Here is a 26,193-nt window from a genome sequence, read left to right as displayed (position 1 = left end):
ACGGCCAGACGGCACCGCCCGGATATCCGCCGCCCGGCTATGCAGGTTACGCATCGCCCACCGGGCCTCCGCCTTACCCCGCCGCTCCGGGTTATGGCGGACATCCCGGATACGGTGCGGGACAAGGTTATCGACCGTCCGTGCCGCCCGGGCATCGTCCACCCGTGCCACCGCCGCGGCCGTACGGTCCGGCCGGTCCGCGCTCCGCTCCGCCGCGCAAGCGAGGTGGCGGGGGCTTCGGCGCGGTCGTCGTCGTGGTGCTGCTGATCGTCACCTCGGGCCTCATCCGCTTCGCCGTGCGGACCGGATTCGACGCGGCCTCGCATACGGGAGAACACGGCAACTACAGCTACAACCCGCCGCCCGGTAAGGATTCCGCGGGCGTTCCCGAGACCGGCGCCAATCCGCTTCTGGCCGATCCCGGTTCGCCGCTGAATCCGGCGCGCTGCCCGTACACCCCGTGGAGCACGCAGGTCGACGCTGCGCGCGCGTTCTTCGACAGTGCCGCAGCCTGTCTGGCCGACGCCTGGAAGCCGGTGCTGGAGCAGGCGAAGTTGAGTTTCAGCCCGCCGAAACTCGTTGTCACCGCGAATACTTCGGGCATCACCACGCCGTGCAGTGGATCGAGCAGCAATTTCGCGGCCTTCTACTGCGGTGCGGATCAGACCATCTACATGCCGATCAGTCAGCTGCAGACGGATATGTTCCACGATCACTGGGAGATCTACCTCTCGGTCTTCGCCCACGAATACGGTCACCACATCCAGGCGCTGTCCGGGATTCTCGGCGCGGCCAACAAACAACGCCGCCAGACCGGCCTCTACAGCGACGAGGGGCTCGACCTCTCGCGACGAATCGAATTGCAGGCCAACTGTTTCGACGGCATGTACTTCGCGTCCTCGGCCGGCGGGAAGTCGCTGACGCCGGTGCAGGCGCAGTCCGCGCGCAAGGATGCCTACGGCCGGGGTGACAGCGCCGGCGATATGCGCAGCCACGGCACCGCGGAACACGCCGGCGACTGGTGGAGCACCGGATTCGACAAGAACGCGACCGCGCCCTGCAACACCTTCATCGCGCCGTCCGGACAGGTGAGCTGATCCGCCATGCCGCAACCGCCGAGATACCCACCGCCACACGATGTTCCGCCACACGGGCGCCCGCCTTACGGTCCGCCGCCCGGGTACGGACCACCACCCGGATACGGCCCACCGCCGGGGTATCCGCCGCCCGGTCCGCGACCACCGTACGGTGCGCCGCTGCCGCCGCCGGGTGCGTATCCGGTCGGTCCGTACGGCGGTCCGCCGTTGCCGCCGCCCGGCTATTACGGCCGTCCCTATCCACCGCCGAGGTCCGGTGGCGGCGCGGTCGGTGCGGTTTTCGCCGTGCTGTTCGTCTTCGTGGTGGTCGGCGGCTTGGTCGCGTTCGCGACCATGGGAGGTCGTGACAATTCGTCGGCGTCGTCGTATTCGACGTCGGCGCCGAGTTTCACGTATACGACGCCCACGTGGGCCACGAGCACGAGCGACCCGTCCACGTCCAGTTCCGAGGTCACCACCTACCCCACCTCGGCTCGCTCCACCACCACCCGGGCCGCGACGCGAACCACGCGTGCCGCGCCGACGTCGACGAAACCGGCCGGACCGCAACCGGTTGTCGCCACCGCGAACAATCCGCTGTTCGGCGATCACGACTCCGGCCTGATCAATATCGAATGCGGTTATCCGCGTTGGGGTTCGAGTGTCGCGGCCGCCATCGCCTTCTTCAACGCGGAGAAGGACTGCCTGGACCGGATGTGGCAGCCGGTCCTGCAGGCGGCGAACCTGCCGTTCTCGAGTCCGACGGTCAGCGTGCCCGCGCGCGGTGTGGACGCCGTCTCGCCCTGCACCAGTTCGGGCGGCAACTACGCGGCGTTCTACTGCTCGACCAACAACACGATCTATATGCCGCTCGATCATCTGCAGGTCGAACAATTCGGCGACCAGGCCGAGATCTACGCCTCGGTGTTCGCACACGAGTACGGACATCACGTACAAGGGATCTCCGGCATCTCCGACAAGGAGAACAAGGATCGCTACGACGCGGGGGTGCGGTCCGCGGTGGGATTGGAGTTGTCGCGTCGCCTGGAGCTGGAAGCGCAGTGCTTCGGCGGAATGTGGGTGGGTTCATCGCAATTCGTCGGCTCGCTCACCACCGATCAGGTCGGAAGGATTCGTCAGACCAACTATCGTCGCGGCGACCAAGCGGGCGATATGCGCGATCACGGTACGCCCGACCACTACGGGGCGTGGTACGACCAGGGACACGACAACAACCGCACCTGGATGTGCAACACCTGGAACTCGCCGTCGGATTCGGTGTCGTGACCGGCGGCCGAATCCGGTCGGCGTGAGCGGTCGGCCTACCCCTCCTCCCGCAACTGCGCCAACCACCGCGCACCCTCGTCGGGATCCGGCGTTTCCCCGCCGATGACGTCCAGGACCGCATGCCCGAGGCAGGCCGCCGCCATGACCCGGTCGGCGACGGCTTCGGCATCGCCCCACGGCAGATGGGGTTTGGCGATGAGCAGCGACGCGATGCCGTGGGCGGCGGCCCAGAGTTCGAGCACCAGCGGCATCGGGTCGCCGGGCGCGATCACGCCGGAGTCCATCGCCTCCTGCACCGTCTGCGAAAATCGTTGGAACGCACCACTACCCAGCACCACGTCCACCGCGGAGGGACCTTCGCCGGGCGAGGCGGCGGTGGCGACTCGGTATTGACCGGGATGCTGCAAGGCGAAGCGCACATAGGCCAGGCCCTGCTGACGCATCCGGGACATGGGCGAGACGGCCGGGTCGCTCGCGGCGCCGATGGCCGCGTCGAGATCTTCGAACACCTCCGCCACCGCGGCATCGATGAGGTCGTCCTTGTCGGCGAAGTGGCGGTAGATCGACGGTGCGGTGACGCCCACCAACTTGCCGACCTCACGGATCGATACCGAATCGGCATTGCCGGTGCGAGCCAGCAACTCTCGTGTCGCGGCGAGGATTTCGGCGCGCAGCTCGGTACCGGAGCCGCGGGCGGAACGGGGACGGCTCGAACGTGTCACGGCCGCCCCGCCGGTTCCGGTTCCGCGGCGCGCTCCGGCGTCGCGGGCGTGGGATGTTCGGTGAGACCGAACCGCTCGTGCCAGCGTGCCAAGGGGCCTGGGGCCCACCAGTTTCCGCGGCCCATCAGCCGCATCAGCGCCGGAACCAGCAGCATGCGGATGACGGTGGCGTCGGCCAGCACGGTGATCGTGAGACCGAGACCGAACATCTGCATGAACGACACCTTCGCGGTGATCATGGCGCCCAGCACGATCGCCATCAGCAGGGCGGCCGCGGTGACGATGCGACCGGTCCGGGCGACACCGATGGCCACCGAACGGTCGTTGTCGGCGGCGGTGCGGTCGGAGGCCAGCCAGGCCTCGCGGATGCGGGAGAGCAGGAACACCTCGTAATCCATCGACATCCCGAAGGCCAGGCAGAACATCAGGATCGGCATGGTGGGCACCAGGAAGCCGGTGGGCGTGAAGCCGAGCAGTCCGGAGAAGTGCCCCTCCTGGAAGATCCACACCATCATGCCGAACATCGCGGTCAGCGACAGCGAGTTGATCACCACGGCCTTCAGCGGGAGCACCACGCTGCCGGTGAACAGGAACAGGACCACGAAGGTGGCCAGTGCGATCAGCGCGATCGCCAGCGGCAGCCGTTCTCCCAAGGCGTGCAGGGAGTCCACGTTCATCGCCGCGGCACCGCCGAACAGCGCCGGCGAGGGCGCGGGCACATCGCGCAATGCCCGCAGCTGATCCTTCGCCTGTTGGGAGTACGGATCGAATGTCGATGTGACGGTGAGATACTGGCCCGAGTCACCGGCCATCCCCGGCGCGGCGCCGCCCATCCGGGCGCCGGACACGTAGACACCACTACTCGACAGCACCGCGTTCACGCCGTCGACCTTCGACAGTGCCGTGGCGTAGCCGCTGATCGCCTGGGGTTCGCTCGGCGCACCCGGCAGCACGATCGTCGTCCCGGTTCCGGAGTTCACGGCGGGGAATTCCGCCCGCAACTCGTCGCCGACCGCGCGGCTGGCCGATCCGGCGGGCAGCACCCGGTCGTCGGGGTAGCCGAATTTCACCCCGAGGAACGGCGCGCCGACCGCGAGCAGCACCGCGATGATCGCGATGGAGACCGGCAACGCCCGCCGCATCACCCAGGTGACCGTGCGATACCAGCCGGACTCGTGCTCCGGTCGCGGTGCGGGCTCGGGGCGGCCGAACAGTTTCCGGATCGCCACCCGCAGATTCCACGAATTGATCCGGTCCCCGAGCAACACCAGCGCCGCGGGCAGAATCACGATCGAGGCGATCGCCGCGGCCGCCACCACCGCGACCCCGGCATAGGCGAACGACTTCAGGAAGTACATGTCGAAGACGCTGAGCACCGCCAGCGCGAGCGCGACCGTCAGCGCGGAGAACAACACCGTGCGTCCCGCGGTCTGCACCGCGCGCACCGCGGCGGCCTCGTGGCTCGACCCCGCGGCCAATTCCTCGCGGTATCGGCTGACGATGAACAGGCTGTAGTCGATCGCCAGGGCCAGTCCCAGCGCGGTGGTCATATTCAGCGCGTAGATCGACACATCGGTGAAGAGGGTGAAGCTGCGCAGGATCGCGAGGGTGCACAGAATCGCGAAGATCCCGACCGCCAGCGGCAGCGAGGCCGCGATCACGCTGCCGAACACCAGGATCAGCACGATCGCGGTGAGCGGGACCGCGATGCCCTCGGCCATCGCCAGATCCTTGGTGACCTGGTTGTTGACATCGTGGTAGACAGCGGCGATTCCGCCCGACTGCACGGTGACACCCGGCGTGGAAACGGGTAGCGAGCGAGCGATCTCACCGGCGGTGCGCTGGGCCTTGTCGTCGCCCCCGGTGAGATAGGCCATGACCAACGCGCTCTTACCGTCGGTGCTGCGCAGTGCGGCGGCCAGCTGCGGCGGGCTGGTCCAATACGAGCGGACGCCGACGGTGTCGGAGCGACTGCCGAGGCGGGCGACGATGTCGGCGCCGGCCGAGCGGGCCGCGGCCGACTCCACGCCCTCGTCGGCGTGCACCAGCAGCACCAGATTGGGCTGCGCACCGTTGAACTCGTCGGCCACCAGTTGTGCCGCGCGGGTGGATTCGGCCTTGTCGGAGGTGAATCCGCCGGCTTGCAGGTGGGCGGTGACCGTGGCGCCGAAGCCGCCGCAGAGCAGCGCCAGGGCGAGAGCGGCGAAGAGCACCCGTTTCGGGTACCGGGTGGCGAGCCGTGCGATGCGGGTCAGCATGAGTGCTCCTCGGGCGGCCGGCGTTGGGTAACGGTGTTAGCGTAACGCCGTTACCCTAGCCGGACGCAAGAGGAGAGCCGGGATCGGTGTCAGCGATCCCCGTCACCGGCGGGTCGCTCACCGCCGTTGTGCGGATGATGACCGAACAGCCCGCGCGGCGCGTGGCCGTGCACGCCCTCGACATAGGCGGTCTCGGCGTGCAGGGCGAAGTCGATGCCGCCGACCTCGTCTTCCTTGCTGACCCGGAAGCCCATCACGCGATCGATCGCCTTGCCGATCAGGTAGGAGACGCCGAAGGCCCACAGCGCGACCACCACGACGCCGACCGCCTGCTTTCCGAGCTGGGCGAGTCCGCCGCCGTAGAACAATCCGCGCGATCCGCCGGTCATCACCCGGTTCGCCAGCACACCGATCAACAGGGTGCCGACCACGCCACCGGTGAAGTGCACGCCCACCACATCGAGCGAATCGTCGTAGCCCGCCTTGAATTTCCAGCCGACCGCGAAGGAGCAGACCACACCGGCCGCCAAGCCCACGATCACCGCGCCGAGGGCATTGACCGAACCGCACGAGGGCGTGATCGCGACCAGACCGGCCACCGCGCCGGAGGCCGCGCCGAAGGTGGTCGGGCGGCCGTCGCGGATCTGCTCCACGATCAACCAGCCGAGCATGCCCAGACAGCCCGCGACCAAGGTGTTCAGGAAGACCGCGGCGGCCAGTCCGTCGGCCTTGAACGCGGATCCGGCGTTGAAGCCGAACCAGCCGAACCACAGCAGTCCGGCGCCCAGCAACACGAACGGCAGATTGTGCGGGCGCATCGCGTCCACCTTGAACCCGATCCGCGGTCCCAATACCAGCGCCAAGGCGAGAGCCGAAGCGCCGGACGCGATTTCGACCACCAGACCACCGGCGAAATCGAGGACGCCGAAGGAGGCCAGCCAGCCGTTCGGGCCCCATACCCAGTGCGCGATCGGAGCGAACACCACCAGCGCCCACACCGGTACGAACACCATCCACGCGGAGAACTTGGCGCGATCGGCGATGGCGCCGCTGACGAGCGCGACGGTGAGGATCGCGAAGGTCAGTTCGAAGGTCGCGTACAGCAGTTCCGGAACGCCGCTGCGCACGGTGCCCGGGGTGATGCCGGTCATCGCGAAATGTTCCAGCCCGCCGATGAATCCACCGCCGGCGTCGTCACCGAAGGCCAGGGTGTAACCGAACAGCAGCCACACCACGGTCACCAGCGGGATGGAGATGAAGCTCATCATCAGCATGTTCAGCACGCCGGTCGTGCGCACCATGCCGCCGTAGAAGATCGCCAGGCCGGGGGTCATGAGCAGGACCAGTGCGGTGCTGGTCAACAGCCACGCCGTGGCGGCGGGGTCGATGGTCGGGGGCACGGACAACTCCTTTTCCACACGCGTTCGCGTGGCAAGAAACTACCGAACCCCCCGTGCCGGGCCGATGAGCGAGTCTGGTACTTCCGTTCGGATTCAATTCCCGTGCTTGCGAGCCCGCCGGGCCAGCGCGCGCCGACCACGGTCCCCGGGGACCGGCAGATCGTCCTCGAGCGCGACCCATTGCGCGGTGACGAGCCACTGCTGCTGGGCGCGGACGTCGGCGGTGTCGTTGAACACCCGGCGGCCGCGGTCGTCGTGCAGTTCGTGCGCGAGAACCGACCAGCGCGGCGGGCGGCCGTGGGTGGTGCGGTAGGTGTCCAGGAACTCGGCCACGAGGGTGCCGATGGTGTAGACCGGGCGCAGCGACACGCGGTTGCCGTATTTCGCCGAGTGGAAGCGCCGGGCCGCGCACAGCGAACGCGGCGTGGCGTCGAAGGCGATCCACCCCGCGCGCTGTGCCCGTTCGATGAGCCATAAATGTTTGACCGCGTTCGGGGCGATATCTCCGACGCGTTCGCGGATCAGCGTCATCACCGGTTCGGCGGCGAGAATATCGCGGCGGGTCGGGCCTGTCGCGTGGGTGTGCCAATAGTTCTGGGTCAGCTCGGCGAGCGTGCGGCCGAATTCGTCGATACTGCGCTGCGCGCGCCGGCCCAGCCGTTCGATGCGTTCGGTCTCGGCGCGTATCCGATTCTGCGCGATCAGGGCGTGAATGGCCGGCAAGGTGGGAACCTGGCCGCGGCCCAGCAATTCCAGAATAGCGCCCGCGGTGGCCGGATCGGCCGCGGCGGAAACCGGAAGGGAATCGCGGTTGCGAGCGAACTCGCGGGGGCTGATGGCGCGGCTGAGCAGATCGGTGGCGGTCCGGTCGCCGGCGAAATCGGTATGTGAGAGCCAGGCGGCGGCGATGTCGTCACACGACGGCACGGTCGTCATTACCCGTCATTACCTCCGAAACGGGCCGGATGTTGTTGTGCCCCGGTCGGGATGAGGGACCGACCGGGGACACCAACCTGATGAAGGTTTGGCTACCGAAGTTGCCGAAATCAACGGTAGTCAGCGGAGTGGATCGGGCGCTAATCGGGTGACGGAATCGTTACGTCCATAATTTCGGGGGCAAACGGGGCGCATGTCCGAAAGTTTCGTTACTCGACGGCCCGCAGACGAAATCGGCAGAACATTCACACCGTTTCCGATTTCCGGGCGCGAACCGATTGTTGACCAGGTCGGTTGTCCGCGGTGAGATCGGACGAAAAGAATGCTTGTGATGTAGATCATAGTTTATTCATGCCGCCGAACGCTTCGGCGGGTGGGGTGGATACCGGGTGCGCGAATGGTTCCCTGTCGGTGTCCGCCGGTACCCTCGGGCCGTGGCTCTGTACCGGAAGTATCGACCGGCATCCTTCGCCGAGGTAGTGGGGCAGGAGCACGTCACCGATCCGCTGAGTACCGCGCTCGACACCGGGCGGATCAGTCATGCCTACCTGTTCTCCGGCCCGCGAGGTTGTGGCAAGACGTCCTCGGCGCGCATTCTGGCGCGCTCGCTGAACTGCGCCGAGGGTCCGACCTCGCGACCGTGCGGGGTGTGCCCGTCGTGCGTCGCGCTGGCTCCGGGCGGGCCCGGCAATCTCGACGTGATCGAACTCGACGCCGCCAGCCACGGCGGCGTGGACGACACCCGTGAGCTACGCGATCGTGCGTTCTACGCGCCCGCGGAATCGCGCTACCGCGTCTTCATCGTGGACGAGGCGCATATGGTCACCACGGCCGGATTCAATGCGCTGCTGAAGATCGTCGAGGAGCCACCGGCCCACCTGATCTTCATTTTCGCCACCACCGAGCCGGACAAGGTGCTGCCGACCATTCGCTCGCGCACCCACCACTATCCGTTCCGGCTGCTGCCGCCGGCCACCATGCGCGGGCTGCTCGGCAAGATCTGCGAGCAGGAACAGGTGCAGGTCGAGGAATCAGTCTACCCGCTGGTGATTCGGGCCGGCGGTGGTTCGCCGCGCGACAGCCTCAGTGTGCTCGACCAGTTGCTGGCCGGCGCCGGCCCCGAAGGTGTCACCTATCCCCGTGCGCTGGCGCTGCTCGGCGTCACCGATATCGCGCTGATCGACGAGGCCGTCGACGCGCTGGCCGCCGACGACGGCGCGGCCCTGTTCGCCACCGTCGACCGAGTGGTGGAGGCCGGCCACGATCCCCGCCGCTTCGCCACCGACCTGCTCGATCGCATCCGCGACCTGATCCTGCTGCGCGCGGTTCCGGATGCCGCCGAGCGCAATCTGGTCACCGGCCCCGGCGATGTGATCGACCGGATGGCGGACCAGGCCGACCGGATCGGCCCGGCCACCCTGGCCCGCTACGCCGAGCTGCTGCACGAGGGCCTCGGCGAGATGCGCGGCGCCACCGCGCCCCGGCTCCTGCTGGAGGTGGTGTGCGCCCGCATGCTGCTGCCCTCGGTCTCGGAGGCCGAATCGGCGGCGTTGCAGCGACTGGAACGGCTGGAGCGGCGGATGGAATCCGGCGGTGTCCCGGCCGCCGGGCCCGCCGCGGTGCCACAGCCGTCCGCTACTTCCGCCGCCGCGCCGGAGTCCTCCGGTGGCGCGGGCCGGCCGTCCGGTGAGTCACGCCGCCGTGGCGCCGAAGCGCTCGCCGCGATGCGAGGGAAGAAGAGTGCGCCACATCCGGCGCAGCGGGCGCAATCGCCGACCGGTCCGCAATCATCGGCGACGCCGCAATCCCAGCAGGAGTCGCAAGAGCAACGGCCCCAAGGACTTTCGGCCGATTCGGACGCTGCGGCTCCGGTCGGTGGCCCGTCCTCGGATGATCGGTCCGCACCCGGTGCCGCCGGTGTTCCGGCGACCGGTGAGCAGGTCTCCGCGCCCGGCTCCACAGCGACCGCCGATGCCGGATCGGCCGACCGTGAAACCGGTCGTCAGGCGGCGACCGGTCCGGATGGGGACGAAAAGGCCACGGCCACAACCGCTTCCGACCCCACCGCAGGCAGTGCCGATCCGGTCGTCGAGTCGGGACCGGACGCCGGATCCTCCTCCGGCGCACAGTCGGTTGCCCATACCGAGCGACATGACGGGGCGGTGGAGTCCGCTCCCGATCGGGGCGCTGTCGCAGCCGAATCGGTCGCCGTCGATCGGCCGTCCGCCGCGGGTTCCGTCGCCCAGCCGGAATCGCTCGATATGCCGCATCCCGAGCCGGGGGGCGCGACCTCCACAGCCCGCCGAAGCCCGGTGTCGCCCGAATCCGATGAGGGCGCTAACGACCGGCAGAACGCCGCCGCTTCCGGCTCGGTTGTGGAGGGACCGGAAATAGGAGATCCCTCGGGCTCGGCCGCCCCCACCGAGAGGTCCTTCGAGCCCGATCGCGATTCGGATCCGGCCGGTCGGCCGACGAGCGCCGCGGGTTCGAACGGTCCGGATGCCGGCGCCGGTCCCGCTTCCCGCGGTGCCGAGTCCGAGTCCGCTTCCGGCGATGATGCCGGTGCTGCCCGAGCGTCCCTCGTCGAACCCGCTGCGGCCGCCGGCCCCGGGGCGCGGGATGCGTCGGGCGCGGCGGTGGACCGCGCCGCAGATGATGCGACCACGGAATCGGTGGCCCCGCCCGCCGATACGGGTGGGGACGTTCTGCGGGAGATCGAGACCGCCTGGGCCGATATCCGGGCCAAGGCGCGAGAGTCGAGTGCGGCCTTGCTGGCGCTGCTCTCAGGTGCGGTCGGGGCCGTCCGCGTCGAGGACGACACGATCGTGTTCGCGCATCCGCATGCTCCGCTCGCGCAGCGTCTGTCGATCCCGCAGAACATCGACGCCGTCCGGGCCGCGGTGCACGCGGTGATCGGCCGGCAGTACGGCGTGCGGTGGGAAGTCGGGTCGGGTGACTCCGGTGGTGCGCGTGCCGGTGGTGCGGCCTCGGAGCGTTCTGCCCGCGGCGGCGCGGAACCGCCGGCCGGCCGAGGCGCGGGCGGGGGCAACCCCGGGCAGCAGCAACCTCCGCGATTCGTCCGGCCCAGCCAGAACCAGGCGCAGCCGGCGGACGGCGATGCGCGCGGCGGTCAGACCGATACCAGGGGCGCCGCGGCCGATCGGCGCGACAGTCAGGGACAGGGCCAGCGGCGGGAATTCCGCCCGCCGCGCAGTGCCGGTGCCGCCGACCGAGCGGCGCCGGACGACGATATTCCGCCGCCCGAGGCGCCGGACTTTCCGGACGATCCCGGGCCGTCGGACTACTCACCGGTAGGTTACGACGGTGTCCCACCTGCGTTGACGCCGGAAGAAGAGCAGGAGATGCTCGCGGAATCAGCGCGACCGGTCCCCCCGGAACAGCGCCGCGACCCCGATGAGGTGGCCTTGGAGTTGCTGCGAACTGAGTTGGGTGCCACACATCTGGGTGGTTGACAGCCACCTGCCGGAATACGTTAAGTTAACCGGAGTTCGCATCCCGCTGTACTATGAACGGGTGGTCGTCAGCATCGGTGCTACGAGGTTCTATGGTATGCCCAGGCATACGGGCGCCCCGGGGCCTCGTAGGTCGATGCATGTCGGCGTTTGTACAGCGTTATGCGCTCGGCGGACTTGTGGAGGGAACCGTGTGTGACCTCCCGGTTCGCCGGTGTGGTGTGCCTGCGGGCTCGCCGGGATCGAACACGGTCGGTCGGATGGCCGGTCGGCACCTTTAAGGAAGGAAACACTCCGATATGACCACAGAGGCCTACGTTTTCGAGGCCATCCGCACCCCGCGCGGCCGCAACAAGAAGGGCTCGCTGCACTCGGTCAAGCCGATCGATCTGACGACCGGTCTGGTCCAGGAGCTGCGTAACCGCTTCCCGAACCTCGACGAGGATCGCATCTCGGACATCATCCTGGGTGTCGTGTCGCCGATCGGCGACCAGGGTGCCGACATCGCCCGCACCACCGTGCTGACCGCGGGCCTGCCCGACACGGTCGGCGGTGTGCAGATCAACCGCTTCTGCGCCTCCGGTCTCGAGGCCGTGAACATGGCCGCGCAGAAGGTGCGCTCCGGCTTTGAGGACCTGGTCCTCGCCGGTGGTGTCGAGTCGATGTCGCGCGTCCCGATGGGCTCCGACGGCGGTGCGCTGTTCGCCGACCCGGCCACCAGCTACGACCTCTACATCGCGCCCCAGGGCATCGGCGCCGACCTGATCGCCACCATCGAGGGCTTCACCCGCGAGGACGTCGACAAGTTCGCCGTGCGCTCGCAGGAGCTCGCCGCGCAGGCGTGGTCCGGCGGCTACTTCGCCAAGTCCGTCGTGCCGGTCAAGGACATCAACGGCCTGACCGTGCTCGACCAGGACGAGCACATGCGTCCCGGCACCACCGTCGAGGATCTCGCCAAGCTGAAGCCGTCCTTCGCGGGCATCGGCGAAATGGGTGGCTTCGACGCCGTCGCGCTGCAGAAGTTCCACTACATCGAGCAGATCGACCACGTGCACCACGGCGGTAACAGCTCGGGCATCGTCGACGGCGCCGCGCTGGTGCTGGTCGGCACCGAGGAGGCCGGCGCCGCTTCGGGTCTGACCCCGCGCGCCCGCATCGTCGCCACCGCCACCAGCGGCGCCGACGCCACCATCATGCTCACCGGCCCGACCCCGGCGGCGCACAAGGCGCTGGCCAAGGCCGGTCTGTCGGTCGAGGACATCGACCTGTTCGAGATCAACGAGGCCTTCGCCTCGGTGGCGCTGAAGTTCCAGAAGGATCTGAAGATCCCGGACGAGAAGCTGAACGTCAACGGCGGCGCCATCGCGATGGGCCACCCGCTGGGCGCCACCGGCGCGATGATCACCGGCACCATGGTCGACGAGCTGGAGCGCCGCAACGCCCGCTACGCCCTGGTGACCCTGTGCATCGGCGGCGGCATGGGTGTGGCCACCATCATCGAGCGCGTCTGACGCCCAACCCTTCACATTCTCCAGGAGAACGAAAAACTATGACAGAGAACATGATCGGCTGGGAAAAGGACGCCGACGGCATCGTCGTGCTGACCATGGACGACCCGAACCAGGGCGCCAACACGATGAACGAGCTCTACAAGAGCTCGATGCACGCCACGGTGGACCGCCTGGTCGCCGAGGTCGACGACATCAGCGGTGTCGTCATCACCTCCGCGAAGAAGACCTTCTTCGCCGGCGGTGACCTCAAGAACATGATGAAGACCACCCCGGAGAACGCTCCGGACATCATGGAAGAACTCACCAGCATCAAGGCCGACCTGCGTCGCCTCGAGACCCTGGGCAAGCCGGTCGTGGCCGCCATCAACGGCGCCGCGCTCGGCGGTGGCCTGGAGATCGCGCTGGCCACGCACTACCGCATCGCCGCCGACGTCAAGGGCGTGCAGATCGGTCTGCCCGAGGTCTCGCTCGGCCTGCTCCCGGCCGGTGGCGGTGTCACCCGCATCACCCGCATGCTCGGCATCGCCGACGGCCTGATGAGCGTGCTGCTGCAGGGCAACAAGTTCACCGCGCAGAAGGCCAAGGCCAAGGGCCTGATCAACGAGGTCGTCGGCAGCGTCGAGGAGCTCGTCCCGGCCGCCAAGGCGTGGATCAAGGCCAACAAGGACAACGCCGAGGCCGCCACCCAGCCGTGGGACCGCAAGGGCTTCAAGATCCCCGGCGGCTCGCCGTCGAGCCCGGCGCTGGCCGCCAACCTGCCGGCCTTCCCGGCCAACCTGCGCAAGCAGCTCAAGGGCCAGAACATGCCGGCGCCGCGGGCCATCATGGCCGCCGCGGTCGAGGGCGCGCAGGTCGACTTCGACAACGCGTCGCTGATCGAGTCGCGCTACTTCGTCTCGCTGCTGACCGGCCCGGTCGCGAAGAACATGATTCAGGCGTTCTTCTTCGACCTGCAGGCCATCAACAACGGTGGTTCGCGTCCGAAGGACGTGCCCAAGCGTGAGATCAAGAAGATCGGCGTGCTCGGCGCCGGCATGATGGGCGCTGGCATCGCCTACGTCTCGGCCAAGGCCGGCTACGAGGTTGTGCTGAAGGACGTCTCCCAGGAGAACGCCGACCGCGGCAAGCAGTACTCGGTGAAGCTCGAGGAGAAGGCGCTCTCGCGTGGCAAGACCACCGAGGAGAAGTCCAAGGCGCTGCTGGATCGCATCCACCCGACCGCCGATCCCCAGGATCTGGCCGGTGTGGACTTCGTGATCGAGGCCGTTTTCGAGAACCCCGACCTGAAGGCCAAGGTCTTCCAGGAGGTCGAGGACGTCGTCGACGCGGACGCGCTGCTGGGCTCCAACACCTCCACCCTGCCGATCACCCTGCTGGCCAACGGTGTGAAGCGGGCCGAGGACTTCATCGGCATCCACTTCTTCTCCCCGGTCGACAAGATGCCGCTGGTGGAGATCATCCGTGGCGAGAAGACCTCCGACGAGGCGCTGGCCCGGGTGTACGACTACACCCTCGCGATCCGCAAGACCCCGATCGTGGTCAACGACAGCCGCGGCTTCTTCACCTCTCGCGTCATCGGCACGTTCATCAACGAGGCCATCATGATGCTCGAGGAGAACATCGACCCGCAGACCATCGAGCAGGCCGGTCTGCAGGCGGGCTACCCGGCCGCGCCGCTGAAGCTGAGCGACGAGCTCAACTTCGAGACCATGCAGAAGATCTTCAAGGAGACCAAGGAGGCCGCCGAGAAGGACGGCATCGCGATCTCCGCCGCTTCGCTGGCCTCGGGCCGCGTGGTCGAGACCATGATCGACAAGTTCGATCGCAAGGGCAAGCTGCACGGTGCGGGCTTCTACAACTACGCCGACGGCAAGACCGCCGGTCTGTGGGAGGGCCTGCGCGACGCCTTCAACTCCAAGCGTGAGCTGCCCGAGGGCGTCACGCTGCAGGATCTGAAGGACCGCATGCTGTTCATCGAGGCCATCGAGACCCAGAAGTGCTTCGACGAGGGCGTGCTGACCAGCACCGCCGATGCGAACATCGGCTCGATCTTCGGTATCGGCTACCCGGCCTGGACCGGTGGTGTGCACCAGTTCATCGTCGGCTACCCCGGTGGCACGGAGGGCTTCATCGCCCGTGCCGACGAGCTGGCCGCGAAGTTCGGTGAGCGCTTCCAGGTGCCGGACTCGCTGCGCAAGTAAGCTTCTCGCCACGCCGAGATGCCCTGCGACGGCCCGGATCACGTTCCCACGTGATCCGGGCCGTTTGCTGTCCCGTCGCCCTCACCTGCGTGTCCGCTGCCGATGGAAACGGTCGCGAATCGAAGCGGGCGGAACTGTGTCCGGATGCGCACGGACCGCGCTACGTTGGAATGAGGGCGGAACGTTCGAGGTGGCCAGATGAATCCACAGACGGGCAAGGTCCGCAGCGACGACGATCCCGCGGCGGACTCGGAGGCAGCCGCGGTGGCGAATACCCAGCGCTACCAACCGATTCGCATCGCCGACGAACTCGAGGCGATGGGGTTGTTCGATGCCCAGGAGATCGGGCGCGGCGGTTTCGGGGTGGTCTATCGCTGTGCGCAGCGGGCGCTGGATCGCGTGGTGGCGGTCAAGGTGCTGTCCTCGGAGATCGACGAGGAGAGCCGGGAGCGGTTCCTGCGCGAGGAACACGCCATGGGCCGGCTGTCGGGCCATCCGAATATCGTCGACGTCCTGCAGGTCGACGTCACGCCCAGCGGCCTGCCGTTCATCGTCATGCCGTTCGCCGCGCACGGCTCGCTGGAACAGCTGATCCGCGATCACGGCCCGCTGAGCTGGTCGGATTCGCTGCGGGTCGGTGTGAAACTCGCGGGCGCGATCGAGAGCGCCCATCGTGTGCACGTCCTGCATCGGGATGTGAAACCGGCGAACGTGCTGCTGAGCCGCTACGGCGAACCACAGCTCACCGATTTCGGCATCGCGCGCATTCCGGGTGGTTTCCAGACCTCGACCAGCATGATCACGGGATCACCGGCCTTCACCGCGCCCGAGGTGCTCAAGGGTGAGGAACCGACCGTTAGGTCGGATGTGTACGGTTTGGGCGCAACTCTGTTCGCGCTGTTGACCGGGCACGCCGCCTTCGAACGCCGCTCCGGCGAGCGGGTGGTCGCCCAATTCCTGCGGATCACCACTCAGCCGGTCCCCGATCTGCGCGAACAGGACATTCCAGCCGATGTGGCGGGTGTGATCGAACAGGCCATGGCCCAGGATCCGGCCGATCGCCCGGCCTCCGCTCTGGAGTTCGGGCAGGAGATGCGCGCGGTGCAGATCGCGCACGGCGAATCGGCCGACGAGATGGCTCTGCTCGACGGCGAAACGACCGACGGCCGCACCGCCGCCACCGAGGCGCCGCCCCACCCGATCACCTCGCGCCGCAGCCGCGCGGTCCTGGGCCTGCCCGCGCTGCGCGCTCCGGGGGCACCCGCCCTCGCCCCGCCCGCGACGCTGCCGCCCACGGCCGCAACGAAATTCCGGCCGCCGACCCCGGCCCGCGAGCCGATTCCCCGGCCGCGGCTGCTCGATATCCTGCGCACCGGTGGCCGCCGCCGGCTCGCCGTGATCCACGGACCGGCGGGCTTCGGAAAAAGTACGATCGCCGCCCAGTGGCGCTCCGAACTCACCGCCGACGGCATCGCGGTGGCGTGGATCGGGATCGATCACGACGACGACAACGAGGTGTGGCTGCTGGCCCATCTGATCCAGGCCATCCGTCGAGTGGCGCCGGATATCGGTTCCGGGCTGGCGGAGGTGCTCGAGGAGCGCCCCGCGGAGGCGGTGCCCTATGCGATCTCCACCCTGATCGATGAGATCCACAGCGGCGGGCAGGTCGTCGTGGTGGTGGTGGAGAACTGGGATCGGGTCACCGACGAGGGCGCGCACCGGGTGATGGATGCGTTGCTGGAGAACGGATGTCACCATCTGCGCTTCGTGATCACCACCCGCGAGCAGTCGGGCCTGCCGCTGAGCCGGATGCGGGTATGCGACGAGCTGGTCGAGATCGGCAGCCACGAACTGCGGCTGACTCTCGCCGAGACCCGGCAGATCTTGCTGGAGCGCAACAAGTTTCCGCTCACCGACGAACAGGTCGAACAGATCCACGCCGCCACCGATGGGTGGCCGGCGGCGATCCAGCTGGTCAGCTTGTCGCTGCGCGGGGCCACCACGGGCGCGCCCGTGGATCCGGCGCAGCTGATCGCCCATCTGTCCGGCGGAAACCACGCCATCCGGGAGTATCTGGCCGAGAACGTGCTGGCGGGGCTCGAGCCGCGCATGCTCGAATTCCTGATGTCGATCTCGGTCGCGGAGAAGCTCAACGGTGGGCTGGCCGCGGCGCTCAGCGGTGAACCCGATGCCGAGCAACTGCTGGAACAGGCGCAACAGCGCGAGCTGTTCGTCACCCGCGTCGAACACGACCCGGGCTGGTTCCGGATCCAGCCGCTGTTCGCCGAGCAGTTGCGTGCCCGGCTCGACCGGGTGCATCCCGGCAAATTGAAATCGTTGCACCGCAGGGCATCTCGCTGGTACGCCGAACATCAGCAACTACGCAAGTCGGTCGATCACGCCCTGGCCGCCACCGATCTGAAGATGGCGGTGGATCTGGTCGAGAACGGCGGCATGGACCTGATCGACACCTCGCGCCTGGCGACCCTGCTCGGCACGGTGTCGAAACTGCCTGTGCAGCAGGTGACTTCGCGGTCGAAGCTGCTGATGACGCTGGCGCGCGCCAATATCAATCTGCAACAGTCCGGAGCGGCCCGCACGGCGCTGGGACGGCTGTCGAATATGCTCGCCCGCAGTTCGCCCTCCGATGCCGATGCCACCCGGCAGCGTTGTGAGGCCGCGGTGCTGTCGGCCGCCGACCTGGTGGCCCGCGACCGCACCGACGGTGTGCTCGAGAAGGTGCTGCCGTGTCTGGAGGAGCCCGACGAGCTGCCGCCGTGGACGGTGTCCACCGCCGCGAATTTGGTGTCGTTCGTGCGGCTGTGCGACTTCGATTTCGACGGCGCGCTGGCCATCCAGGATTGGGCCGCGCCCTATCACAGCAGGTCCAAGGATCCGCTCGGGGTGGTGCTGGGTCTGCTCAATACCGGCGCGGTGGCCTACGAGAAGCTCGATATCGACACCGCTACACGGTGTTTCGAGAAGGCATGGCAGATCGGCCGGGAGCGCTCGGGGCCGCGTTCGCATGCCGTGCGGGTGGCGGCGGCGCTGCTGGGGGAGCTGAGGTATCGGCGCGGTGATCTGGAGGCTGCGGATCGGCTGCTCGAGCAGAGCCACCAGTTGCCGGCGCGGATCGGTGCGGTGGATTTCATGATCACCACGTTCGTGGTCGGTGCGCGGGTCAAAGCGGTGCTCGGCGATACCGAAACCGCGCGAGCCCGGCTCGACGAGGGTGCGCGGATGGCGGCCGAACGCAAACTTCCGCGCATGGCCGCCCATATCCGGGCGGAACGGCTGCGGTTGGGCCTCGTCGAGCCGCCCGCGGGGCCGGAGCCGCCCGCCCCGGTGCTGCGCCAGTCCGCCGGTACGGCCGCCCTCACCGCGGAGGCCGAGGAGGTCGCGGCCGTGCGCGTGCTGCTGGCCCGGCACTATCGCGGTCTGGACGGGGCGAACGTGGCGGCCGAGGGCCTCGAATCGGCGGTGAAACGCGCACGCGCGCTCTACGGCCGGATGGTCGAACAGAACCGTCCCCGTGCGGAATTGGATGCCGCGCTACTGCTGGTCGAATGCTTGTCGGTCGCCGGCTGGAACGGTGAGGCGATCACCTCACTGCTGCCGGCGCTGGACCGCTGTGCCCGATTGGGCTGGACCAGACCACTTCTCGACGCCGGCCCGGAATTGAGCTATCTGCTGCATTCACTGCGTGACGACATGCTGCTCGCCGGTGAGGGCACCGGATCGTTCGATATTCCGCGGCCGTTCCTGAACGCACTGCTGCGCTGAGTACGCCGACGGGCCGGATTCGTCACCACGAATCCGGCCCGCCGGCAATGTATTTCGTGCCGGATCAGGCGTTCCACCAGGGGCGCAGCGGCACGTCCCAGGTCTGCTTGTCGCCGAGCTTCATCCCGAGCACCTGGTGCAGCTGCACCACGTTGCGCTCGAAGCCCAGCTGGGAGCCCGCCATGTACAGGCCCCACACCTTGGCGGTGCCCTCACCGACCTCCGCGACGCACTCGTCCCAGTTCGCGACCAGGTTCTTGCACCATTCGTGCAGGGTCAGCGCGTAGTGCGGGCGCAGATTCTCCTCGTGCACCACCTCGAGCCCGATGTTCTGGATATCGGTGATGATGCGGCCCGAACCGATCAACTCGCCGTCCGGGAAGACGTAGCGGTCGATGAAGTCGCCGGCCTTCGTCGTGCGGGTGTTGTCGGGGCGGGTGATGCAGTGGTTCAGGAACAGGCCGCCGTCGCGCAGCTTGCTCTTGATGAAGCCGAAATAGCTCGGGTAGTTCTGCACCCCGATGTGCTCGGTGAGACCGATCGACGACAGCGCGTCGAAACCGGTTTCGCTGATGTCGCGGTAATCGCTGTGGCGGACCTCGGCCAGTTCCTGCAGACCCTCCTCGGCGATCTTGGCCTGCGCCCACTCGGCCTGTTCCTTGGACAGGGTGGCGCCGATGACCTTGACGCCGCGCCGGGCCGCGTAGCGGACCATGCCACCCCAGCCGCAGCCGATATCGAGGAGGCGATCGCCCTCCTTCAACCGCAGCTTCTCGAACACCAGGCGGTACTTGTTCTCCTGGGCCTCTTCGAGAGTCTGGTTCTCGTCGGCGTAGCAGGCGCAGGTGTAGGTCATCGAGGGGCCGAGGACCATCTCGTAGAACCGGTTCGACACGTCGTAGTGATGGTGGATCACCTCGGCGTCGCGGTTCTTCGAATGCCGCAGGCCTTCCAGCGCGATGCGCCGCCAGCGCGGCAGCGTCTCCTGCGGCGGCGGCGCGATCGGCTTGAGGGCGTCCCAGCCCAGCGAGCGCGCGATGGTGACCAGTGCCAGCGCCGACGGGCGCCGGAACTTCAGGTCGGTCATCGCCCTCAGGATGTCGTACGGGTCGCCCGGGTGGACGCCGTCGACCGCCATATCGCCGGAGATGTATGCCCGCGCCATGCCGAGATCGCCCGGTGCGGTAGCGATGTAGTTGATACCGCGCGGGGTCGTGATCTCGAGGCTGAACTTCGAATCGTCGGGTCCGGTGCTGCTGCCGTCGTAGGCGGAGAACCGGATCGGGACGCCGCCGTCGACGAGCGTCTCGAAGATTTCGGCAATGCTGAGTTTCGTTCCCAGCTCCGAGACCGGGGGCAGCTGGGAATCCTTGAATGTCGTCACTTGCGTTGCACCGCCTTCGAATACAAATCCAGCAAACGATGATCGGGGTCGTATCGTTTCTTCAGATTCGCGTAGTGATCGCCTCCGTAGAGGCGCGCGAAATCGTCTTCTGCGTAGTAGGAATCCGAGTAGAGGGACTTGTGGCCGTCCAGGCGGGCGACCTCGTCCTCGATCGCGCGATTGGCCGCACCCTCGATCTGCCCGGGCTGCTTCGGCACCGCCGACCAGAATCCGACATTGACGTAGGTGCGATCCGGTTCCAGCGGATACAGCGGCCACGGACGCGACGGGTCCTGGGGTTTTCCCGGCACTTCCGCATTGTCGCGCAGCCGGAGCGGGCACAGCCACAGCGGTTCGATCGGAATTTCGCGCAGGAACCAGTGCAGGAATTCGGCGGTGCGCTCGATCGGCACCTCGATATCCTGCACCACGCGCTCCTGCGGCGGATTTCCCTTGCGCGCCTGGAGCTTGTCGCCGATGTCGTATTTGTGGTCGAGCGCGATCAGCTTCCAATAGAAGCTCGAACGGCGGTACCGCTTCGGCCAGAACCGGCGGATCTTCGGATTCTGGGTGCCGAATGCCCGTGAGCACCAGAACCAGTCGGTATCCCAGCGCCACAGATAGTCGTGGATGGTCAGCCGGTCGCGTTTGGGCTCGGCGCTGTCGTGCCGCAGGGACTGGTAGTAGATGTCCATCCCGGTGTAGTCGCTGACCGGGCCCGGTTCGTCGGTCTGGCGGCCGAGGACGAGATAGCTTTCCTCGGCGGTGAATACCGCGCCGTCGAGATAGTCGACCCGCTCGCCGTCGTAGCTGCGGTCGATGACGATCTGCGCCATCACGGCTTCGAGTTCGCGCAGATCGTGGAAACGGACGTGGCGCAGTGCCACATACGGCTGCACCGATTCCAGCTCGATCTTCAGGCGCGTCGAATAACCCAGCGTGCCATAGGAATTCGGGAACCCGCGGAAAAGGTCGGCGTATTCGCCGTCCGGGGTGGCGGTGATGATCTCGCCCCCACCGGTCAGCACATCGATCTCGAGTACGGATTCGTGTGGCAGACCATTGCGGAAGGACGTCGATTCGATTCCCAGACCGGTGACCGCGCCACCCAGCGTGATCGTCTTCAACTGCGGAACCACGAAGGGCGCCAGGCCGTACGGCAGGGTGGCGGCGACCAGATCCTCATAGGTGGTCATGCCGGCCACATCGGCGGTCTTCGCCTGGGGGTCGACCGCGATCACCCGGTTCAGACCCGAAACATCCAGTCCGGGTGCGGGGTTCTTCGCCCGGGCGCGAAACAAGTTCGACGTCTTTTTCGCCAACCGCACGTTGGCATCCGAAGGAATCGCACGATAGCTGGCGAGCAGACGCTCGACACCTTCTCGGTGCGCGGCAAAACCTGATTCGCGTGCGGCCGGCGCGCGGCCGGCCTTCCCCAACAGACTCACTGCCACCCCCTGACGCTATCGCTCCCGGTTTCCCCCGGCCACCGCGAGGGTACCTATGGGCGCGATTCTTCACGCATATGTTGCATTGCGTTCGATCACGGGCCCGGTTTCCACTCCCCGGTCATCCGCCCAGCTCGCGGACATATTTCCGGGCGGAATCGTACCGCCGTAGGGCGCCTCCGGGCTTGTGGCGAATCAATCGAAATTTCTCGCCGGTCCCGGAACGAGCGTTCCGGTTCCGGGTCGAAGGCTGGGGGCCGAAAAGCTGCGATCGATGGTCCGCCGCGCCGTATTCGAGCGTGGACAGTCGCAGACCGTGCGAGGCGTCGATGCCCGATCGCTATCGCGCCGCCGGGAGTGCCGGGCAGTGTGATGCTGCGGATAGAGCTCGGTGCGGTGGGCAGAGCCCGGCGCGACGGATGGGCGACATGCGCCGGAAGGAACTCAGCGCGCCGGATAGCCGGGGTGAGCCCCGTCCGGGGCAGTCGGCGGATAACCGGGCGGCGCCGGCTGGTAGCTCGCTGCCGGCCCGGTCGGTGCGAAATATGGTGTGGCCGACGGGTATTCCGGGTAGCGGGCCGGGCCGGGGTGCGGTGGATAGCCCGGCGACGGTGGTGGGTAGCCGGTTCCGGCGGCGTGACCGGGCGCGGGATAGCCGCCTCCACCGGGCGAGGCGGCATGCGTCACCGGATAGGCGGGGACGGCGGCCGGATTCGGGACCACTTGCATACCGGTCTTCGCACCCGAGCCGCCCGAGCGGCGCAGCTCTCCGACCAGGAACGCGCCACCGCCGACGATCATCAACACGCCGAAGCCGAGCAGCAGCCAGCCGGTGCGGGTGTTGTCCGATGCCTGTTCGTCCATCGAACGGGTGGTGCGGTGACCGTGCTTGTCGACCTGGACGCACTGGTCGCCCGACCGCATGGTTTCACCCCCGCAGTCGACCTTGCCGTGGCTGTTCAGCATCGTGACGGCGCCGACGATCATGACGACGCCGACGACCATCACGCCGATCCACTTGAGCACATTCTTGACACGGCGCGCGCCGATCGCGGCGTTCGACAACCTCATCCCCCCGGGCGTAACTGTGGGCAGAGCGAAACCGCGTCTGCCGGTCCGGAACTGCACCGGACGCGGCGTAGCATAGCCCCGCAGAACGGCCCGAATAAACCCGAACGACCCCGGATCGACTAGGAGCTCATTGTGGGACAGGTCAGTGCATCCAGCTCGACCGTCGTCGCTGCGGAACCGCAGCGTGCGCTGGAAGCGATCGCGGACTATCAGGATGTGCGGCCCCGCATCCTGTCTTCGCACTACCACGACTACAAGGTGCTCGAAGGCGGAAAGGGCGCCGGAACCGTCGCCGAATGGACGCTGCAGGCGACGCAGAAGCGCTCCCGCAACGTCCACGCGGTCGTCTCGGTCTCCGATTCGATGGTGACCGAACGGGATTCGAATTCCACGATGGTCACCACCTGGACCGTCACTCCCTCGGGTGAGGGTTCGCTGGTGACGGTCCGCACCAGCTGGAAGGGCGCGGGCGGGGTCGCCGGCTTCTTCGAGGGCATCTTCGCCCCGCTCGGCCTGAAGAAGATCCAGGCCGAGGTTCTGGAAAACCTGAAGCGCGAGTTGAGCTAGTCCGCCTCCGCTTCGCTGCGGCCCAGCGGCTCAGTGCTGGTGGGCGATGTCGAACAGGTTGCCCTCGGGGTCGGCGAGGGTGACCCACTGCACGCCGTATTCGTCGAAGTCGCCGATGTGTTTCGCGCCCAGCGAGACCGCCCGCTCGATCTGAGCGCGCCAGTCCGGTGCGCTCAGATCCAGGTGGACCACGTTCTTGCCCGGGGTCTTGTCGGGGACCTGGATGAACATCAGCCCGGGGCCGCGGTCGTCACCGCGGCCGATCGAGGCGAAATATTCGTTGGCGTCCGCGTCCACCGGACGCTCCAGCAACTGTGCGTAGAAGTTCGCCAAGGCGGCGGCGTCACGGCAGTCGAAGGTGACGGCGGCCAGACTGATCGACATGAAATGTCCTCTCTTCGTGGGTAATTCGTGAATATGCGGGGGAGCGTGCGGCGTCTGCCCGATCACGCCGGTGCGATCGGCCAGCAGACCTCGGTGCGCTGCGCGGCCGGGTCCGCGCAGTCCTGCGGGCCGACCACGTAGATTTCGCGGATCGGCTCCGCCAGCGCGGTATCGTGTTCGGCCACATGCGAACCCAGCGCGCCGTAGGTGCGGTCGAAGTCGGTGAACGCTCCGGCGTGCACCGCAATCGCGAAGCGGCGCTGCGGAAATCGCCGCACCGCGACCTCGCGGTACTGGTCGAAGGCGGCGCCCGGATCCGCCGCCAGCGGCGCGAACGCCACCACCTCGCCGATCTCGTTCTCGAAGAAGTCCGCCGAATAGGTCGCCCCGCTCGGGCCGGCCGGGGCCACCCCCGCCCCGGCGAGCAGTTCGTACAGCCGGGGGAAGATCGCCCCGCACCAGTCGCCGATCTCCTCCCGCGACACCAGTGCGCGAATCGTCACCGCGGCGAACTCCGGAACCAGGCGGTACTGCACGTCGATCGGCGCACCGGGGGACAGCAGCGCCCGCAGTGATGCCACCACATCACGCGTCCGCAGCAACTCCGCTTCCATTCGCTCCAGATGTGCGGCCAGCGCGGCATCGCGGGCGGCTCGATCCGGCGCCGCGAGGACCGCGCGGATCTGCGGCATCGGCATATCCAGATCGCGCAGGCGCCGAATCAGATGCGCCTGTTCCACCTGCGCGGTCGAATACCGCCGATACCCCGAGCCGGGATCGACCGATGCCGGCTCGAGCAACTCGATCTCGTGGTAGTACCGCAGCGTTTTCACGCTGAGATAGGTGAGGCGGGAGAACTCGCCTATGGAGACTGTCGCGGCCATGCGGACAAGCGAACACCCTCCAGCAATGGGAGAGTCAAGCCCTACTGCTCGGTGAGGGCGAAGGTCAGCAGCAGCGTGGTCTGGAAAAACCCTCGCCACCAGGAGTAACCGAACCAGACGCCGGGGGTCACCTGGCGAATCTCGTCGAGGATCTGGGGCGTGATCGAGGGGGTGTAGTCCAGAAGCCAGGCCGGTTGGCCGTCCAACCGCGCGGGCCCGGAATGGACGTCGGCGGGGAAACCTTCTACCCCGGCCGCGGTGATCCGGTTGGTCAGGGTCCCGCCGTCGGGTCCGGTGTAGAAGTTCTTGCCGATCCAGAATTGCGGCGCCACCGCCTCCATCACCGGCGGGCGGGTCACCCAGCCGTTGGTCACCCCGGTCGGCACATCGCCGCGGGGCGCGTCCCGGAAGATCTGATCCTGCTGTTCGGCCGAACAGTGGTTGTGCAGCGCGTCGACCGTCGCCGCCGGATTGTCGGTGTAGAGAACACAGCCACCGCCGTAATCGGTATCCGCCGAGGCGGCCGGCGCCAGGACGGCGGAGCCGACGCTCAGCACGGCGAGCGCGACGACGGTCGTCAGTGCCGAACTCCGCCGGGCGCGGCGTGCGGATGTGGTGTGCGCGAGTGCGGAAGACATATGTTGATCTTGGTCCCGATACATGACCGGCCTCCACCGGATTGGCCCGACCCGTGTGCCGACTCCCGGCCCGGTCCCGATGGTAAAGGTGCCCGGCCGGGCCGGTACCGGGCTGGATCCAAACGTGACTACGCTGGTGCACATCCGCATCCCGCAGAGAGGACATCACCGTGGAGCCTGGTGGACAGCTCGATATGCAGGCACTGCTCGCACAGGCGCAGCAGATGCAGCAGGCGGTGATGGCCGCGCAGGCCGAAATCGCCGCGACCGATGTGGCGGGTGAGGCCGGCGGCGGTCTGGTGAAGGTGACGATCAAGGCCAGCGGCGAGGTGCAGTCGCTGCAGATCGATCCGAAGGTGGTCGACCCCGAGGACGTGGAGACGCTGCAGGATCTGATCGTCGGCGCGGTCAACAACGCGATGGCCAACGCGCAGCAGCTGGCCGCCGAGAAATTGGGCCCGCTCGCCGGTGGCATGGGCGGCGGTTCCATGCCCGGCCTGCCGTTCTGAGCGGCCTGATAGGACATATCCGTGTATGAGGGTCCGGTCCAGGATCTGATCGACGAGCTGGGCAAACTGCCCGGAGTCGGTCCCAAGAGCGCGCAGCGCATCGCCTTCCATCTGCTGTCGGTCGAGCCGCCGGAGATCGACCGGCTGCAGTCGGCGCTGCAGAAGGTGCGCGACGGTGTGCGGTTCTGCGCGGTCTGCGGCACCGTCTCCGACGGCGAACTGTGCCGCATCTGCGCCGACCCGCGCCGGGACCGGACCATGATCTGCGTCGTCGAGGAACCCAAGGACGTCCAGGCCATCGAGCGCACCCGCGAATTCCGCGGCCGCTACCACGTGCTCGGCGGTGCGCTGGACCCGCTCTCGGGGGTCGGCCCGGACCAGCTGCGCATTCGAGAACTGTTGGCGCGCATCGGAAATCAGGAGGACGGCGTCGATGTCACCGAGGTGATCATCGCCACCGATCCCAATACCGAGGGCGAGGCGACGGCCACCTATCTGGTGCGCATGCTGCGGGATTTCCCGGGCCTGTCGGTCACCCGGCTCGCCTCCGGCCTGCCGATGGGCGGCGACCTGGAATTCGCCGACGAACTGACCTTGGGCCGCGCGCTGTCGGGACGGCGAACCCTCTGAGCGCGGGGTGAGCTCCGATCGGAACGTCGCC

At 67.7% G+C, this 26,193-nt stretch carries 19 protein-coding genes; 9 read left to right on the top strand and 10 right to left on the bottom strand.

What is annotated here, in order from left to right; genetic code table 11:
- The first annotated feature begins 164 nt into the window (after nucleotides 1-164).
- Nucleotides 165-1,097, top strand: a complete 933-nt coding sequence (locus IG65_RS0120255) for a neutral zinc metallopeptidase (protein ID WP_030516514.1) — start codon at nucleotides 165-167, stop codon at nucleotides 1,095-1,097.
- 285 nt (nucleotides 1,098-1,382) lie between these two features.
- Complete coding sequence (locus IG65_RS0120250) at nucleotides 1,383-2,363, top strand: neutral zinc metallopeptidase (RefSeq protein ID WP_156055697.1); 981 nt, start codon at nucleotides 1,383-1,385, stop codon at nucleotides 2,361-2,363.
- Between the two features lie 35 nt (nucleotides 2,364-2,398).
- Here IG65_RS0120250 and IG65_RS0120245 read toward each other — a convergent pair whose 3' ends face one another.
- From IG65_RS0120245 to IG65_RS0120230, 4 genes are all read right to left on the bottom strand, one after another.
- The gene (locus tag IG65_RS0120245; protein WP_030516512.1) at nucleotides 2,399-3,085 is read right to left on the bottom strand and encodes a TetR/AcrR family transcriptional regulator; all 687 of its coding nucleotides are present in this window, start codon (nucleotides 3,083-3,085) and stop codon (nucleotides 2,399-2,401) included.
- Nucleotides 3,082-5,343: an MMPL family transporter gene (locus IG65_RS0120240; protein ID WP_036525241.1), complete on the bottom strand. Its 2,262-nt coding sequence runs from the start codon at nucleotides 5,341-5,343 to the stop codon at nucleotides 3,082-3,084. The genes IG65_RS0120245 and IG65_RS0120240 overlap by 4 nt, the downstream gene beginning before the upstream one ends.
- A gap of 89 nt (nucleotides 5,344-5,432) precedes the next feature.
- Nucleotides 5,433-6,743: an ammonium transporter gene (locus tag IG65_RS0120235; RefSeq protein ID WP_036525269.1), complete on the bottom strand. Its 1,311-nt coding sequence runs from the start codon at nucleotides 6,741-6,743 to the stop codon at nucleotides 5,433-5,435.
- Between the two features lie 93 nt (nucleotides 6,744-6,836).
- Entirely contained in the window at nucleotides 6,837-7,679 is an 843-nt protein-coding gene (locus IG65_RS0120230; RefSeq protein WP_231509304.1) for a hypothetical protein, read from the bottom strand.
- 434 nt (nucleotides 7,680-8,113) lie between these two features.
- Here IG65_RS0120230 and IG65_RS39180 point away from each other — a divergent pair, with 434 nt between their 5' ends.
- From IG65_RS39180 to IG65_RS0120210, 4 genes are all read left to right on the top strand, one after another.
- The gene (locus IG65_RS39180) at nucleotides 8,114-11,152 is read left to right on the top strand and encodes a DNA polymerase III subunit gamma and tau (protein WP_063833685.1); all 3,039 of its coding nucleotides are present in this window, start codon (nucleotides 8,114-8,116) and stop codon (nucleotides 11,150-11,152) included.
- Between the two features lie 299 nt (nucleotides 11,153-11,451).
- A complete protein-coding gene (locus IG65_RS0120220) occupies nucleotides 11,452-12,663 on the top strand; it encodes an acetyl-CoA C-acetyltransferase (protein ID WP_030516507.1) in 1,212 nt (403 codons plus the stop codon).
- A gap of 38 nt (nucleotides 12,664-12,701) precedes the next feature.
- Complete coding sequence (locus tag IG65_RS0120215) at nucleotides 12,702-14,864, top strand: 3-hydroxyacyl-CoA dehydrogenase NAD-binding domain-containing protein (RefSeq protein WP_030516506.1); 2,163 nt, start codon at nucleotides 12,702-12,704, stop codon at nucleotides 14,862-14,864.
- Nucleotides 14,865-15,062: 198 nt separating this feature from the next.
- Entirely contained in the window at nucleotides 15,063-18,647 is a 3,585-nt protein-coding gene (locus IG65_RS0120210; RefSeq protein WP_030516505.1) for a serine/threonine-protein kinase, read from the top strand.
- Nucleotides 18,648-18,711: 64 nt separating this feature from the next.
- On the opposite strand, the gene IG65_RS0120205 is transcribed toward IG65_RS0120210, so the two are convergent.
- From IG65_RS0120205 to IG65_RS0120195, 3 genes are all read right to left on the bottom strand, one after another.
- Nucleotides 18,712-20,031, bottom strand: a complete 1,320-nt coding sequence (locus IG65_RS0120205) for a class I SAM-dependent methyltransferase (protein ID WP_030516504.1) — start codon at nucleotides 20,029-20,031, stop codon at nucleotides 18,712-18,714.
- Nucleotides 20,028-21,479, bottom strand: a complete 1,452-nt coding sequence (locus IG65_RS0120200; protein WP_051756520.1) for an FAD-binding oxidoreductase — start codon at nucleotides 21,477-21,479, stop codon at nucleotides 20,028-20,030. Before IG65_RS0120200 ends, IG65_RS0120205 begins: the two co-directional genes overlap by 4 nt.
- Before the next feature lie 444 nt (nucleotides 21,480-21,923).
- Nucleotides 21,924-22,550 (bottom strand): hypothetical protein, encoded by a 627-nt coding sequence (locus IG65_RS0120195; RefSeq protein WP_030516502.1) that lies wholly within the window; start codon nucleotides 22,548-22,550, stop codon nucleotides 21,924-21,926.
- A 132-nt stretch (nucleotides 22,551-22,682) separates the two neighbouring features.
- Here IG65_RS0120195 and IG65_RS0120190 point away from each other — a divergent pair, with 132 nt between their 5' ends.
- Entirely contained in the window at nucleotides 22,683-23,117 is a 435-nt protein-coding gene (locus IG65_RS0120190; protein ID WP_030516501.1) for an SRPBCC family protein, read from the top strand.
- A 30-nt stretch (nucleotides 23,118-23,147) separates the two neighbouring features.
- On the opposite strand, the gene IG65_RS0120185 is transcribed toward IG65_RS0120190, so the two are convergent.
- From IG65_RS0120185 to IG65_RS0120175, 3 genes are all read right to left on the bottom strand, one after another.
- A complete protein-coding gene (locus IG65_RS0120185) occupies nucleotides 23,148-23,501 on the bottom strand; it encodes a VOC family protein (RefSeq protein WP_030516500.1) in 354 nt (117 codons plus the stop codon).
- Nucleotides 23,502-23,563: 62 nt separating this feature from the next.
- On the bottom strand, nucleotides 23,564-24,385 hold the full coding sequence (locus IG65_RS0120180; RefSeq protein ID WP_030516499.1) for a MerR family transcriptional regulator: 822 nt from the start codon (nucleotides 24,383-24,385) through the stop codon (nucleotides 23,564-23,566).
- Between the two features lie 41 nt (nucleotides 24,386-24,426).
- The gene (locus IG65_RS0120175) at nucleotides 24,427-25,023 is read right to left on the bottom strand and encodes a hypothetical protein (RefSeq protein WP_030516498.1); all 597 of its coding nucleotides are present in this window, start codon (nucleotides 25,021-25,023) and stop codon (nucleotides 24,427-24,429) included.
- Between the two features lie 170 nt (nucleotides 25,024-25,193).
- Between IG65_RS0120175 and IG65_RS0120170 the strand changes: the two genes are divergently transcribed.
- Nucleotides 25,194-25,532, top strand: coding sequence for a YbaB/EbfC family nucleoid-associated protein (locus tag IG65_RS0120170; RefSeq protein ID WP_081879613.1), 339 nt, complete (start codon nucleotides 25,194-25,196; stop codon nucleotides 25,530-25,532).
- Between the two features lie 21 nt (nucleotides 25,533-25,553).
- On the top strand, nucleotides 25,554-26,162 hold the full coding sequence (gene recR / locus IG65_RS0120165; RefSeq protein WP_030516496.1) for a recombination mediator RecR: 609 nt from the start codon (nucleotides 25,554-25,556) through the stop codon (nucleotides 26,160-26,162).
- Nucleotides 26,163-26,193 lie beyond the last annotated feature (31 nt).

Source organism: Nocardia sp. NRRL WC-3656 (genome assembly GCF_000720265.1).
Taxonomy (GTDB): domain Bacteria; phylum Actinomycetota; class Actinomycetes; order Mycobacteriales; family Mycobacteriaceae; genus Nocardia; species Nocardia nova.
The sequence above is the reverse complement of the archived record's forward strand: the minus strand, read 5'-3'. Positions and strand labels throughout refer to the sequence as shown.

Bases quoted from the DNA above. Each gene is read 5' to 3' on its own strand.
- IG65_RS0120210 (WP_030516505.1), top strand. From the start codon at position 15,063: ATGAATCCACAGACGGGCAAGGTCCGCAGCGACGACGATCCCGCGGCG.
- IG65_RS0120195 (WP_030516502.1), bottom strand. From the start codon at position 22,550: ATGAGGTTGTCGAACGCCGCGATCGGCGCGCGCCGTGTCAAGAATGTG.
- IG65_RS0120180 (WP_030516499.1), bottom strand. From the start codon at position 24,385: ATGGCCGCGACAGTCTCCATAGGCGAGTTCTCCCGCCTCACCTATCTC.
- IG65_RS0120175 (WP_030516498.1), bottom strand. From the start codon at position 25,023: ATGTCTTCCGCACTCGCGCACACCACATCCGCACGCCGCGCCCGGCGG.
- IG65_RS0120240 (WP_036525241.1), bottom strand. From the start codon at position 5,343: ATGCTGACCCGCATCGCACGGCTCGCCACCCGGTACCCGAAACGGGTG.
- IG65_RS0120230 (WP_231509304.1), bottom strand. From the start codon at position 7,679: ATGACGACCGTGCCGTCGTGTGACGACATCGCCGCCGCCTGGCTCTCA.
- IG65_RS0120215 (WP_030516506.1), top strand. From the start codon at position 12,702: ATGACAGAGAACATGATCGGCTGGGAAAAGGACGCCGACGGCATCGTC.
- IG65_RS0120185 (WP_030516500.1), bottom strand. From the start codon at position 23,501: ATGTCGATCAGTCTGGCCGCCGTCACCTTCGACTGCCGTGACGCCGCC.
- IG65_RS0120220 (WP_030516507.1), top strand. From the start codon at position 11,452: ATGACCACAGAGGCCTACGTTTTCGAGGCCATCCGCACCCCGCGCGGC.